Source organism: Rhodococcus sp. NPDC056506, assembly GCF_042794945.1.
Classification (GTDB): Bacteria; Actinomycetota; Actinomycetes; order Mycobacteriales; family Mycobacteriaceae; genus Rhodococcus_F.
Window position 1 is genome coordinate 29,168 of record NZ_JBHTSW010000030.1, and the last position, 13,542, is coordinate 42,709.

The 13,542-nt window shown below is 59.8% G+C and carries 13 protein-coding genes; 8 read left to right on the forward strand and 5 right to left on the reverse strand.

Features of this window, described 5'->3' with window-relative positions; translation table 11 throughout:
• Window positions 1-92 precede the first annotated feature (92 nt).
• Window positions 93-584 (reverse strand): FBP domain-containing protein, encoded by a 492-nt coding sequence (locus ACFQ6H_RS21355; protein ID WP_378648429.1) that lies wholly within the window; start codon window positions 582-584, stop codon window positions 93-95.
• A 200-nt stretch (window positions 585-784) separates the two neighbouring features.
• Window positions 785-1,402, reverse strand: coding sequence for a DUF1109 domain-containing protein (locus ACFQ6H_RS21360; RefSeq protein ID WP_378648431.1), 618 nt, complete (start codon window positions 1,400-1,402; stop codon window positions 785-787).
• A 210-nt stretch (window positions 1,403-1,612) separates the two neighbouring features.
• Between ACFQ6H_RS21360 and ACFQ6H_RS21365 the strand changes: the two genes are divergently transcribed.
• From ACFQ6H_RS21365 to ACFQ6H_RS21395, 7 genes are all read left to right on the forward strand, one after another.
• Window positions 1,613-3,277 (forward strand): hypothetical protein, encoded by a 1,665-nt coding sequence (locus tag ACFQ6H_RS21365; protein ID WP_378648433.1) that lies wholly within the window; start codon window positions 1,613-1,615, stop codon window positions 3,275-3,277.
• A 46-nt stretch (window positions 3,278-3,323) separates the two neighbouring features.
• Window positions 3,324-4,604, forward strand: a complete 1,281-nt coding sequence (locus tag ACFQ6H_RS21370) for a wax ester/triacylglycerol synthase domain-containing protein (RefSeq protein ID WP_378648435.1) — start codon at window positions 3,324-3,326, stop codon at window positions 4,602-4,604.
• Window positions 4,605-4,771: 167 nt separating this feature from the next.
• Window positions 4,772-5,656, forward strand: a complete 885-nt coding sequence (locus ACFQ6H_RS21375; protein ID WP_378648437.1) for an MBL fold metallo-hydrolase — start codon at window positions 4,772-4,774, stop codon at window positions 5,654-5,656.
• Between the two features lie 53 nt (window positions 5,657-5,709).
• The gene (locus ACFQ6H_RS21380; RefSeq protein WP_378648439.1) at window positions 5,710-6,258 is read left to right on the forward strand and encodes a hypothetical protein; all 549 of its coding nucleotides are present in this window, start codon (window positions 5,710-5,712) and stop codon (window positions 6,256-6,258) included.
• Window positions 6,259-7,156: 898 nt separating this feature from the next.
• On the forward strand, window positions 7,157-8,629 hold the full coding sequence (locus ACFQ6H_RS21385; RefSeq protein ID WP_378648441.1) for an MFS transporter: 1,473 nt from the start codon (window positions 7,157-7,159) through the stop codon (window positions 8,627-8,629).
• A 76-nt stretch (window positions 8,630-8,705) separates the two neighbouring features.
• On the forward strand, window positions 8,706-9,338 hold the full coding sequence (locus tag ACFQ6H_RS21390; protein WP_378648443.1) for a TetR/AcrR family transcriptional regulator: 633 nt from the start codon (window positions 8,706-8,708) through the stop codon (window positions 9,336-9,338).
• Window positions 9,339-9,509: 171 nt separating this feature from the next.
• Window positions 9,510-9,929 (forward strand): HtaA domain-containing protein, encoded by a 420-nt coding sequence (locus ACFQ6H_RS21395; protein WP_378648445.1) that lies wholly within the window; start codon window positions 9,510-9,512, stop codon window positions 9,927-9,929.
• Between the two features lie 130 nt (window positions 9,930-10,059).
• Here the strand turns inward: ACFQ6H_RS21395 and ACFQ6H_RS21400 are convergent, their stop codons facing one another.
• Both ACFQ6H_RS21400 and ACFQ6H_RS21405 read right to left on the reverse strand, forming a co-directional pair.
• Window positions 10,060-10,821, reverse strand: coding sequence for a pentapeptide repeat-containing protein (locus ACFQ6H_RS21400; RefSeq protein WP_378648447.1), 762 nt, complete (start codon window positions 10,819-10,821; stop codon window positions 10,060-10,062).
• Window positions 10,822-10,843: 22 nt separating this feature from the next.
• A complete protein-coding gene (locus ACFQ6H_RS21405) occupies window positions 10,844-11,293 on the reverse strand; it encodes a winged helix-turn-helix transcriptional regulator (protein ID WP_378648449.1) in 450 nt (149 codons plus the stop codon).
• Between the two features lie 81 nt (window positions 11,294-11,374).
• Between ACFQ6H_RS21405 and ACFQ6H_RS21410 the strand changes: the two genes are divergently transcribed.
• Complete coding sequence (locus ACFQ6H_RS21410; protein ID WP_378648451.1) at window positions 11,375-12,670, forward strand: MFS transporter; 1,296 nt, start codon at window positions 11,375-11,377, stop codon at window positions 12,668-12,670.
• A 46-nt stretch (window positions 12,671-12,716) separates the two neighbouring features.
• Here the strand turns inward: ACFQ6H_RS21410 and ACFQ6H_RS21415 are convergent, their stop codons facing one another.
• A complete protein-coding gene (locus tag ACFQ6H_RS21415; RefSeq protein WP_378648453.1) occupies window positions 12,717-13,514 on the reverse strand; it encodes a peptidoglycan DD-metalloendopeptidase family protein in 798 nt (265 codons plus the stop codon).
• Window positions 13,515-13,542 lie beyond the last annotated feature (28 nt).

Consider the following 13,542-nt stretch of genomic DNA (forward strand, 5'->3'; position numbering starts at 1 on the left):
CAAAACCGTCTAGGCAGCTCGTCCCCCTCCCTGAGCCGGGAAGGGGACGAGCGTCGCAACAGGGTGCTATCTCGTCCCCGATTTGGTCCGCTCTACTGCCGAGCAACCCGCTCGACAAAACTCGAAGCCCGCAGCACCAGTTCATCTTTCCGATCCTGGCGCGCAGCCGCGGCATCGTAGCCGGCATAAGGGAGCGGGGGGTCGTTGCGAACATTGGCCGAGCACTGGAAGTCTCGGCAGATCAGTGTTCCGACTGTGCTGCCGCGTCGACCAGCAGGCCCGGCCAACTTGGCGCCGTAGAAGACGACCTCGTTGGGAAGTCGCGTGTCTCGGCACCAGGAACACTGGGCGCGCGACCGCGGAGTGGCCTCCGCTTGAACGAGCAAGACTCCGATGGTCTCCCCGTCGAGTGCCGGGACGATAGCGTAGGCGCGTCGGCCCATTTTCGGATCTCGCCAGCCCAGGAAATCGATAGCGTCGAAGTCGATGGTGTCGAAGCGGTCCGGCAGGGTGAGATCGGACTTCTCCTTACGACTCGCGTTGACGAGGCTGGAACGGATCGATGTATCGGTCAAAATGATCATGGGTGTATACCAATCGTGGCTCGGTGAAGGTGGGTACAGCTCATAGCCCGACCAGCACCAAGTGCTGTCGGGCCTGAAATGCGCTATCTGTCGCCGGCGAAAACGATGCCGACGACCCCCTCACGCCCATAGGGCTTCACCGTGTACGTATCCACACCGCGATGGTAGCTACAGGTCTGCGTTACAGGCCACTCGATTTATCAGTCACGCCATACCGCCGTGAACTCGTACCAAGGTCCACCGAGGTGAGTTGCGGAGAAATCATCGAACCCCGATGGTGGGCCGCTGGGCGAGTACACCCACCCACTCGAGGTGATGAACATGCTTTTGTCGTCGATGAAGTAGACCTCATCGGGACGCACAACATGGGCACTACTGATATTGAACTGGCCGATCTCGAGCTTTTCCACGGTCGATTCAGGCTGCTCCAGAAGACCAATCGCGATGGTCTCGAACTCTCCGCTCTTGTCGAGGAAAGTAGCCGGTGGCATCAACAACACCAGAGCGACTGCAGCGATAACGACGATCGGAGAGGGCAGGATCGACCACGACCACCGTCGGTCTTGGCCAAGGACATAGAGGGTGCGGATCGCCCACACCAGACCGACCACGATCAAGATGAGCAGAGCCGCAGCGCTGACGAGGAAGGGATCCAACCATCTGTACTCCCCGAACGGCGAAGGCCACCAACCGTAATGCTCGCAGATCAACGCAACAAGCGGAACAACGGTGAAGGCAAGAAGAATCGGCCCTGGGGGCTTGGCGGACGCCGGAGGATCAGCTACCAACCATTCACCCAACGACGTCGGCCTTCTCATCACCTCACCGTATCTGCCGGTGATGGCAAGCCTCATCTGAACGGTAAACCTACGGAGTGGTCTGACGATTCCTCCGAAAGCACTTGCAGGACAATCTCTCCAACCATCAACAGAATTCCGAGCACACCGATCGGCACTCTGCGCCAATCGGCAAACATGGACAATACTCATAATTCGAGCAAATAATGCGAATCGTGCGACAATCAGACGGTGAACGACACCGACAGTGGAGTTTCGCAACCGCGCCGATCGCGACTACTGAGCGTCGGCATCCTCCTCTCCGCCGCCCTGCTGTGGTCCACTCCCCTCGCCGCCGCCGCGCCCACCGAACCCGGACCGGCCAGTTGCATACCATTCGGAACCGCCCAACTGCCACCAGGTGCGCCCTCTGGTGGAGGTCGAGCCGGGTTGGCAAACCTACCGGCATTCACCAGTTCAACCGCCCCCGGCTCGGTCGAGATCCGCACGCCAATTACCCAGTTCAATCGTTTCTGGGACTTCGCGCTCGTCGACCACGACTTACTCACTCGGCCCCGAGAGCCAGGCGCATCAACGGCTGAACCGTGGCGTTTCGTGCCGATGCCGGAGTGCCTGCGCGGCCGACTGGTCGGGATATCACTGGACGACGACGAACTCGTCGCGGTCGACGACAACGGCTGGATCTACACGATGGACAACGCATCCCAGGATCCGCTGGTGTGGAACTGGACCTCGGCATGGGGTGCACCTCTGTGGAGCGGTCCCGGCCGACAACTCCCCGGAGACCGCCCGAACGGGTGGGCACTGAGCGTCTCGTCGCCGTGGGACAACCAAACTTTCACCGACGTCGCAGGACGGATTCACTTCGTCGGACTCGCCAAGATGACGATGATCCCCACGTTGACCGGGGACGGCAGCCGAATAACCTACGCGGACCCGTGGCTGCCCAACGACGACAGCTACGAGATCGGCGGTCCGCTCGGCGGACGGTTCCAGGCCGAGTCCTTGTCGGCGGCCGGGTCGACCACCTTCGTGATGAACAAGTACGGCGACATGTACACCCGCACATTTGATTTCGACTCTTCGGGGTCTGACTCGATCTTCTTCCGCTACAGCTGGGATGACCAGTCGGGCAAGCCCAGCGCACCTAACCTCGTCGCCGAAACCCTCGACCGCAGTACCGCCGCGATCCAACTGCCGGCGCCGGACTGGGTACACCAACCCAAGATTCCCGGTGAAGTCACATCCGCGATCAGTGTGCACTCTCTCGGCCCTGGCCCGAATCGACGGGAGTTGCGCGTCGAGGGCCGCCGCGGTACCGAATCCGGTTTCTGGCACAAGGATCTCGTCGACGGCGCCTGGGAGTTCACACCGACTGGCGCGCCTCTCGTCGGCGCGCTGATCGAGAACTCACCGACAGACCGTTCGACACATACCCTGGCCCCCGCCGCCCCCTGGCACTTGTCCACGACTCTGCCCGCCCGCGACGGTGCCATCGACGGTCAGACTCTGATCGACATCGGGTTTCCATATTCTGTGGTGGACCCGCGTCTGCTCGACGCGATCGGCCGGCACGCACAGCCCTCTGGATACCGACTGGACGTGGACCACTTCGACCCCGTCGCCACTACCCGGACCGCGGCCGTGACTGCACCGGATGGCACAGTCCTTCCGGTCGTCCTGCACACCGCCGACGGGCTACGGATGACTCCCCGCGCGTCCGGCCTCGACGCCGATCCGCGCCACCTCGTCGGGGCCATCGAGATCCCGTCGGACGCGTACGCGGATCGGGCATCGAACCCCGCACTGGACGCGTTCGTGCGGGACTGGATGCGCGGAAACCATATTGCCGCGATCACCCTCAGTGCTACCGACCATGACTTGGTGATCCGCTAGCCGAAACCAGCGCCGTCCTCCCTGTCGACTCGATTAGGCTCGGCAGATGGTCGAGACCACACGCGACGTGCCGATATCCCCCGTCGACGCTGCTAGCTTCCAGCTCGGTGTGCACGTCCAGCCATACCTCGTCACGATTGCCGGACTGCTCTCTCCGGGTGGCTTCGTCGATCGAGACGGTCGACCGGATCTTGCGCATCTTCACCGCACCCTCGCCGCTCACATCGCGCAGGAGCCATTACTGCGGCAGCGACCGATCATGCGGAACGGGTCATGGTGGTGGACTGATAACGACATCGACTTCGACCTCCATGTCTCACTGGACGAACGCGGACCTACCGAACCCGACTTCGAAGCGATCTGCAGTCGACTCGTGATGCTGCCCCTCGACCCCTCCCGACCCCTGTGGCACATCGCAGTGGTTCCCGCAGCTCGACCGGGGCAGTGCGGCATCGTCATCCGAGTCCATCACGCGGTACTCGACGGTGCCAGAGCCAGCGAGCTTTTCGAACGACTCTTCACCTCGGCTCCACCGACAAAACAACCAAGCACGGGCACCTCACCAAGGACGAAGATCCGTCCGACTCTCGAACTCCGCGATCAGAAGAAAGCCAGCCCCTGGGATCTTCTCCGATTCCGAATGGGGACGTTCCTACACCGGCCGATCCGGTCGCGGGCGCTCCTGGGCACCATTGGCCCCACGAGATCGATCTCGTCTGTCAACGTCGGCACCTCGTTGATCGAGCGTGGTGCGCAAAAGGCTGGAGGCACATTGAACGACGCCTATCTCGTTGCTGCGGGCGCCGGACTGCGATTCATCCTCGAAGATTGCGGTGAACACATTCCCAAGTCGATCGCGGTGTCGGTCCCCGTCGCAGTCAGCGCGATCGGTGACGCACGCAATGCCGTCGGGTTCATGATCATCGACCTCCCACTTCTCGAAACCGACCGAGAACGCGCCGTCGCGATCGTCGCGAAGCAAACCGCTGCGGCAAAGCCGTCCGCACGCGCAGCGGGAACAACATTTCGGTCACCACGTATGGCCCGCATTTTCGACAGGCTTGCGCAGCGCCAGCACATGATCGGTGCAGTGGTATCCAATGTCCACGGACCGCGTGGCCCGCTCACGCTCGACGGGGCAGCGCTCGTCGAACTCTGGCCGTTGGGCCCGTTGGCCGGCAATGTTCGAGTCGGATTCACCGCAGTGTCCTACAACGACAGATTCTGGATCGGAATCCAGACAGATGCCGAGCATCTCCCTCCTGCACACAGGATCGCGCAAGCCGTCGAACGGACTCTCAACGAAATAGCCAGCACCGCAACCTGACTGGATCTAACCGAGGATTTCGTGGATCGCAATGCCATCGAGCCGCTATCCGATTTACCCCGCCGCTTGGACGACGGATACTGTCGAGAGGTCTCGACTACAACTCGAGTGAGACCAGCCGGCAAGCCGGTGTCATCACGACACGATCGTCACGAGGGAGGCGAAAGATGTTCACACCTGCAGAATTCGGCAAGGTGTCGGTATTGGTTCCCGAGAACGGTGGTGCCGTCCCCTACGGAAACACCGTGGTGGTGCACGGATCCGAAAGCACTCTCGTCATCGACCCCTCACTCTCCCTCGACCGAGATCCCGTAGGTGCAGACCTGGCGTTCATCAGCCACGGCCACGAGGATCACATCGCCGGCCTCCATCATTTCGACGTGCCGACGTTCGCACACCACCTCGACGCGCCCTCGGTCGCATCACTCGAAACATTGCTCGACAACTACGGCCTCCGCGCAGACGAACGAGCAGAGGTCCGACTATCGATAGCAACGCAGTACGGCATACCTCCGACGCACCAGAATGTGGCAGGGATCGCGGACGGCCACGTCTTCGAACTCGGTGACCGCACGGCGACGGTCATTCATTTGCCGGGGCATACGCGCGGACACTGCGGTGTACTCGTCGAACCCGACGGCTTCTTCTACGTCGCCGACATCGACCTCACCTCCTTCGGCCCGATGTACGGCGATCTGGGTAGCAGCGTCAACGACTTCCTCGACTCCATCGACCACGTCGCAACGATCGACGCACGCTGGTACGGAACTTTCCACCAGAAAGGCGTGGTCGAGGGCAGCGACGAGTTCCGTCGCCGGTTGACCGCCTACCGTGAGAAACTGCTCAGCCGTGAAGAACGTCTCGTTCGATTCCTCAGTGAACCAAAACGCTTGGAAGACATCGTCGCCCATCGACTCGTCTACCGCCCCCACGTCGCCGCCCCTTACGTCGACGCCGTAGAACGACGAACAGCACAGCTGCACCTCGAACGACTCATCGCGTCCGGCGCTGTCACCACAGACGAAGACAAGGTGTTCCGGCGTGCCCTCTGACGTTCGAGCAGGCAGCGCGCCGTTCAACGATCAACCGTAGGATAATCGTCGACATGAATTGGGACAGTTCCACGGAAGCCGGATGGTTCGTCAAGCTTGCCGAAGATGGCTTTGCCGTAGCCATTTTCGATCCAGCGGGAAGTCTGTACGGCAACCTGTCCCCCACGCACCCGGACGAGGGCGATCGAACTCCAGGTAGACGTAAGCCGAAATCGTCGGTTGCCGATCGAGACCGACCTGTACTCACGTTCCGCAAAGGTCACCCCGCAACACTTCACTTGGCCGACGGAACGATCGGAACCGTGACTGATCAGAAGCGCGGGGCCATGCGCAGAAAGAACAAGCGATGTGAGGTCGACATCTCCGGTCGGACGTACATCTTCACGCATTCCTCGAGCCGAAGAGCGACGGCCCTGCGCGACGGAATCGCTCTCGCACATATGGCCCGCGGGCGCTGGTCCAACCGAAACAACGTCACTCGGAAAACTGTGTCGCTGACCGATGCCCTCGACGAATGCGTGCTGACGATATTCCAGAAAGTAGTCACACCGGGCCGTACCGGCGCGCTGGATCAGGTGATCTCCGACCTCAGTAACATCTGAGACAGCGGTGCCGACAGGGATTGACCCCTCCCTCACCCGCTGTCACTCGAGACACTGGCTCTACATCTACGAGGTCCCCGCCCCTCAGAACTCGAAATCCTCGACACCGACGCCGGGGCACCAATCGGCGCGAGACGAAGAATCGTCCGAAATGGGCGAAGCAGGACGAAACACTCACACAATCAGGACGAAGCTATCCGACGCCGGCCAATCGTGACACGTACGGTAGAAATGTAAACGTCAGTGATCTTACGACGGTTACCGGCCTCGTCGGTCCCCTCAATTGTGTGGCCGTCGAGGTCGTCTCGTGTCAATGCCCACATGAAAGCGGTTGCAGAAGATGACTTCTGACAGGCGCCGAGACTGATCCGAGGCGTCTTTCGATTCGAGACCAGCCCACGAATCAGCACAGCAACCCGAACCAACGCCTCTTCCGTCTTGACTCTTGTTCACAAATCTCCCCTCCCCCAGCAGTGCAAGGTTGGAGAGCATTTCCGTTCGTACACAGACAAATTGGCCTCCGACCGAGTCGTGTCCGCCGGCACGGTAGTGCCGTTGCCCTCCATCCGACTCTCGACGCGACTGATGCGGCCGTTGTGGTGTCCACTCACGACCGACAGATGATCCGTGACACGAACTCGTGGAACACCCTCACCCTGTTGCAATCCCGGCGAAGTGAACGCATGTCCGGCCGTCAGGATTCTGCCGTTCGACCAACTGCATTGACTACCTCCCGGTAACAACATTGTGAGCCTTGACACATCCGCAACCCACTCAATATTGTTCAGCGGACGATAGTTGTCTCTTATTCGAACGGCCCCGAACCTCCGATTAGAAGGACCCGAGAACCGATGTCTGACAATCCAACCCGAAATGAACACACCTCCGAGGGGCGCCAGTGACCGAACCGAACGTTCAGTCGAAACCAGGGCCGTCCGCACGCCAAGTCGGAGGACTCGCAGCCGTTGGCTTCCTCGCATTTTCCGAAGTCACCAGCGGAATGCTGCAGTCGTGGTACATACCACTCATACCGCAAATTGGACAGAGGCTCGACGTCAATCCAGCGCAACTCAACTGGGTACTGGCTTCATACCTACTTTCGACCGTCATCTGCGTACCCGTGTTGGCCAAACTGGGCGACAGATACGGCCACCGGCGCATGGTCCTATTTGTCCTTGGCACAGTGACCGTCGGAACGCTCCTGACAGCGATAGCACCATCGTTTGGAATCTTCTTGTTGGGCAGAATCATCCAAGGAACGCTGGGGGCACTGCTCCCACTCGAGTTGGCAATTCTCCGAGAACGAGCGGGCGCCAGTTCAGGACGCGCAATCGGAATACTTGTCGGGTGCCTTGGTGCCGGAGGAGCGGCGGGGAACCTTTTGGTCGGAGTCCTCGGAGCTCATGCCGACCTGACTCTTGTCCTCTTCGTGCCTGCCGCACTGGTACTGGCAAGCCTTGTGACCATTGCCAGGTTTGTGCCCGAAACCACCACTCGTGCGACAGGGTCCATCGACTGGACAGGTGCGGCAATACTGGGTACCGGCCTCGCGGCCTTCCTCGTCGGGATAAGCAATGGAAGCAAACTGGGGTGGACCTCTACAACAACCCTGATGTCAATTGGCGGCGGCTTGGCACTACTTGTCGCGTTTGTTGTACTCGAGAAGAAAATCAGCAGCCCGTTGGTCGACTTGACATTGTTGACGAAGGGAGGAGTCGGATTCCTTCTAGGACTGACAGCATTATTCGGATTGCAGTTCTACGGAGCCGCCACTGTTTCTACACTGTATTTTGCATCCAAACCCGAGATCGTCGGCTACGGATTTGGCCTCGACTCGATGGGCATCGGACTCGCGATAACCCCAGTACCCCTCGCCATCATGATTTCGTCGTCGCTCGCCGACAGCCTCGCGCGACGATTCGGGACTCGAACGGTGCTGCAGATGTCGGCTCTTCTGATTTCCATTTGGTTTGGTGGGTTGATCGTATTTCGACACAGTCTGACGGGCTTCATTTCGATGGGATTGATCGGCGGTACCGGAATCGGGCTATTCGTTGCACTGCTTCCCGCACTTGTAATTTCTCGCGCACGCCCGGAAGACTCCGGGATCGCGGGCGCTCTGTACAACACCTCTCGAACGGTAGCCGGGGCAGCCGCTGGAGCGATGTGCGCTGCGATCATGTCCGGCATAGTGATCAGTGGGTCGAAAATTCCCAGTGAGACTGCGTTCCTGACGATCTGGTCCGCCTGCATCGGCGTGGGTGTTCTCATCTTTGTGCTGGTCCCACTTCTCAACAAGCTAGGCGGAAAGGCCTACCAACCGGACCTGCCGGAGCAAGTGGCCGACATTCCGGTCCGAGAATCATCCTGATATTGCCTACGAGATTTCCGCCGCGAGACGGGGATTCTCTGGCACCGCAAGGGATGGCGCGTGGCATGATGGGCCCATGTCAAGCGCCATCCCGCAACCGTCTGGCCGTGGGCGACCAAGCGATCCAGAGATAGAAGCACGTCTTCTATCCGCGACGCTGGAGTTGTACGGCGATCTTGGATGGGCAAGGCTGAATCTGGACTTGATTGCGCGACACGCCAAAGTCGGAAAAGCAGCCCTCTATCGACGATGGCAGACAAAAGAACAGATAATGACAGCAGCGCTGCGATCCAGCAAAATGTCCGTGGCCGACTTCGATACCGGAACCCTTCGCGGAGATCTGGTCGCTATCGGCCAAGTAACGGTAGAGCGGCTGCTCGGCGAACATGGTTCGGCACGAATGCGAGCCATGATCGACGCTAAAATATTCCCAGAACTCTTCGAGGGCGACATCGCTGAATTCCGCAATGAAAGTATCGTTGGCGGTCGGGAAACCATATTTCGCGCAATCGAACGCGGAGAGATTTCCAGAGGCACATCACCAGCTTTGATACTCGATGCCGTGGCAGGAACAATCGAGCACCGTTTTCTGATGACGCCGATGTCTAAACTCAAAGAATTCGAATCCAGCGCGGATAAATATATCGAATCAGTGGTCGACCTCGTTCTCGGCGGCCTCAAGTTCAACAGCAGTTCTACTGAAACATAATCTCGAGTTGTAGAAAAAATTCGACGAGCCGGGAGCCGGCCATGTCAGCCCCCGCTTGGTCCAATCTCCGGTTAGCTTTGAGAGCCGATCGTTGCCGACCCGTCGGCAAAAAGAATTGAGAATACTGTGGAAACATCAAAGCACAGAAACGTCACACCACTGAGATGGTCAGTGAAAGAGTCATTGCTGCAATACGTTCGAGCACTTGGCGAGATTACATATGTGTCTGCCGTAGTCGAGGAGAATGACGAACTGATCTGGCCATTCGTCGCAGATCGTCATGAACCCGATGGGACTCGGATCGCCCAGTACAGCGGCGAGATCCACCTCCGCGCGCACGACGGACTCCTGGATATCGTCATCGCCGATCCCGAGGTTCTCCTGACCGAGGCGCAGGGGCAATTGAGCGTCAGGACGACCCTTGACGGGTCGGAACGCATCGTGATTGCGACCCTCGACAGCGTCGAGAACTCAGAATCAGCCGTGCAGGCCCAGGTGCGGGTAACTGCCGCAGGTTCGATGGTGTTCGGCGCCAATTACCCTTCGGGAACAAAGCTTTCGCCATTGACAATCGGGGTTGGCCCACGCTGACAGAATGCGGATGGTCACCGCGGCTCACCGATACCGTCCAGGACCAGGAACTCGATCTTCCGCAGTTCGTCGTCCGCGTCGAAGTCGTTGCCGGAATCACCTGACGACGCTCCCCTGATTCCAACTCGAACTACCGATCCTGAGTTTCGGGATCAAGACCTATGCCACCCTCTTCTCCCGCGTCAATTGTTTGGGCGTAGCGCGCGGCATACTGCTCCAGCGCGACGGTCGCATCTGCTTCACCCGCCCACTGGTCCGGCACCTCGAGCCCGTCGCTCGTCGTTCGCGACACCCGCGCGGTGGAGAACTCGACGACGGTGCGGGTGAAGGAGCACCGCAGGAAGCTCGAGGATGGGGAGAATCGCGCAGCGCCGAAGGTGCAATCTACGAAAGACGTGTCCGAGAACTGCGCACCGGTCAGGTCCGCGCCGTCGAAAGTGCAGCGCTCGAACACAGTATTGGGCACTGACCTGAGCCGCAGTGCTTTCGCTCCGGTGAAATCGCAATCGACGATCTGCGGCCCCAGAGCCAGACGGGAGAGCGTGGCACCGCGGAAACTGCACCGCTCGAATCTGCGATTGATGCGCGGCTGACCGGTCAACATGGCGAAATCGAAACGGCAGTCGAATAGTTCGGACTCGAAGACTGACAGTGCTCCCTTGACGAAGCTCAGGTCGATGCGTTCCAGAGTGAGGAATCTGATGTCGATACCACCGCTACCTGCCGCCAGACCACGCAAATCCACCAACCCGTCGGCAGTCTCCGTCCATGGCGAGGTGAGCGCGTGAGGTGGCTTGACGATCCGCGACTGATCAAGCAACTCTGCCTGTAATTTCTCGACATCCTCGTCTGACCAACGGCGACGCAGAACACTGATGTCGGTTCGCTTCACAGCGGTCCCGCTGAATGAAGTATCAATCGAGATCGACCTTCCGTACGTGCGTATTTGCCACATCAAGTTCGATTTCCTGTGCATTGGCCAATCGCAGCGTCGGCACAGGATCTCCCGTCGTGTCGTCGACCAACGTCGAAAATGGTTCACCGTCGTCGAACGCGTGGCGCTCGCCCCACTGACGCAAACTCACGATCACGATGAATAGATCCGCGCCACGTGCGGTCAAGACGTACTCGTTCCTGGTCCCCTGTTCGTTTGCTCGAACCTCCAGGATTTCCTGTTCGACAAGGCTCCGCAGCCTGTCGGTCAGAATGTTCTTCGCGATGCCGAGGTTGCGCTGAAACTGACTGAATCTACGCGCCCCGTCGAAGGCATCTCGCACGATCAGCAGCGACCAGCGGTCCCCGATGATGTCGGCTGCTCTGGCCACCGGGCAGTGAGAGTCCGTCCACTGCATGCGATCAGCCATCAATTTCCTCTTTGGTTGCGTTTTGAAACCGATATAACATAGCCTTCAAATGGTATCAAAACGCAACCAAATGGAGTGAAAGTGGTCAATCATGCCGCGCACGAGGCCGCGCCGACCAGGCACGGGATGCCTCACAGACTGCGCATCCTTTTGGCTGTCCTCTGCGGGGTCTCGGTAGCAAACATTTACTACGCACAGCCACTTCTCGGCCAAATCGGGGCGGACCTGTCACTTCCAGCGGCCGGTCTCGGACTAGTCGTTGCACTCGCCCAACTCGGCTACCTCGCAGGGCTGATCGTGCTGGTGCCACTGAGCGACCTGGTGGACCGCAAGAAACTGATCGCACTCCAGATAGGCTCTGCCGCAACGGGAATGATGTTTGTCGCATTTTCCACCACGAGTCTTCAACTGTTGATCGGCATCACTGTCGCAGGCGCATTCTCAGTCGTCGTCCAAGTCATAGTTGCCTACGCCGCAGCAATCAGCCACCCGGAGGAGCGGGGCGCGAACATCGGCGTCATCACCAGTGGCGTCGTGGTGGGCATCATCCTCGCCCGCACCGTGGCGGGACTGGTTGCCGATCTGGCCGGCTGGCGGGCGGTCTATTCGGGGTCTGCCGTTCTCTCTCTTCTGATCGCCGCGGTCGCTTTGGCGATGTTGCCGAAAGACGTGTGCCCACGACGGAATAAGAGCAGTTACGCGCGGGCAGTCGGGTCAGTCGTGACGTTGACAACTACGAACCGAGTATTCCGCACCCGGGCGCTGATCACCCTGTTCCTCTTTGCGTCCTTCGGTGCATTGTGGAGCGGTATGACCCTGCCACTGAGCGAGGAACCGTGGCGATTGTCCACAACACAGATCGGGCTGTTCGGCATAGCCGGACTTGTCGGCGCACTGGGTGCAATCAGCGCCGGCCGATGGGCAGACGAAGGCAAGTCGCAGCGCGTCACCGGCTTGTCCCTGATCGTTCTCGTACTCTCGTGGGTGCTGAGCGCGCAGGCTACGCACTCTCTTGTTCTGCTCGCGATCGGCGTGATTGCATTGGACTTCGCCGTCCAGGCTGTACACGTCACAAGTCAGAATCTCATCGTCGCCCATGCACCGGAATCAGCCGGCCGCATCATCGGCAGCTACATGGTGTTCTATTCGCTGGGCAGCGCAATCGGAGCGATCTCCACCACCATGGTCTTCCACGTATCGGGTTGGGGTGCTTCGAGCGCCGTCGGGGGCGGGTACGCTGTCGCTGCATTGATCGTCTGGATCGTCGACCTGACGCGCACATCACGGGCACGAAAACAGCCGGGCCGCAACACGGCCCGGCTGCAGAGTTCTCACGCACCAACTGGGATTCCGGATGAGCGCAACTACTGGACCTGATCGAGCACCAGTCGTCCACCCTCACTCGGCATCGAATCCTCCACTTTTACAGAGTGATTGCGTCTCCCACGAAGATCTGATCGGGATTGACGATCTGTGGGTTCATGTCCCAAACCTGCTGCCAGGTGAGCCCACGTTCGGCACCGAGGCCGAACAACGTATCCCCTGCCGCAACGGTCACCACTTCGCCCGACGCCTGAGAGTTGATCTCCGGAATGCTCTCTGCCGGTGAAGATTCGAATGATGCAGACTCGACTACCGGATCCGGCACGGATTCGGGTACCACTTCGGGCTCGGGTGCAGGTGCAGGTGCAGGTGCAGGTGCAGGTGCAGGTGCAGGAACAATGCTCGAGCCGGTGTCGCACGCGCCGACCGAACTCAGGAAGGTCATGGGATCGACGGCACCGCCGTTGTGAATCCGCAGATGCAAGTGTGGCCCGGTGGAACTGCCGGTGTTGCCCGTTGCCCCGATCTGATCGCCTACCTCGACATGCTGCCCCACACCGACCCATGTTTCGGAGAGGTGACCCATCTGAATCTGCGCGCCCGAGTCCGCTTCCAACTGGATGTATGTTCCGTATCCACCCGGATCGTTCGGTCCTGCAACCGAAATAGTGCCCGACGTCGGTGCGTGGAGTACGGTGCCTACGTTTACGGCGAAGTCGACGCCGTCATGTCCTGCATGGAAGCCCTGTGACAGCGCCCCGTCTACCGGCCACTCCCAGTTACAACTCGCCGACCAACCTTGCGCACCGGCGATACCTGCATTGACGACCGCTCCGGCACCCACAAGAGCACTCACTCCCGCAGTAGCAGCGATGAATCGTTTCGTGTTGGAACGCATGGGTTTTCTGTGCTTACTCATTTTTTCC

Excerpts from the sequence above, each read along its gene's own strand:
- ACFQ6H_RS21355 (WP_378648429.1), bottom strand. The coding sequence starts at position 584 with ATGATCATTTTGACCGATACATCGATCCGTTCCAGCCTCGTCAACGCG.
- ACFQ6H_RS21360 (WP_378648431.1), bottom strand. The coding sequence starts at position 1,402 with ATGAGAAGGCCGACGTCGTTGGGTGAATGGTTGGTAGCTGATCCTCCG.
- ACFQ6H_RS21370 (WP_378648435.1), top strand. The coding sequence starts at position 3,324 with ATGGTCGAGACCACACGCGACGTGCCGATATCCCCCGTCGACGCTGCT.
- ACFQ6H_RS21375 (WP_378648437.1), top strand. The coding sequence starts at position 4,772 with ATGTTCACACCTGCAGAATTCGGCAAGGTGTCGGTATTGGTTCCCGAG.
- ACFQ6H_RS21380 (WP_378648439.1), top strand. The coding sequence starts at position 5,710 with ATGAATTGGGACAGTTCCACGGAAGCCGGATGGTTCGTCAAGCTTGCC.
- ACFQ6H_RS21390 (WP_378648443.1), top strand. The coding sequence starts at position 8,706 with ATGTCAAGCGCCATCCCGCAACCGTCTGGCCGTGGGCGACCAAGCGAT.
- ACFQ6H_RS21405 (WP_378648449.1), bottom strand. The coding sequence starts at position 11,293 with ATGGCTGATCGCATGCAGTGGACGGACTCTCACTGCCCGGTGGCCAGA.
- ACFQ6H_RS21415 (WP_378648453.1), bottom strand. The coding sequence starts at position 13,514 with ATGCGTTCCAACACGAAACGATTCATCGCTGCTACTGCGGGAGTGAGT.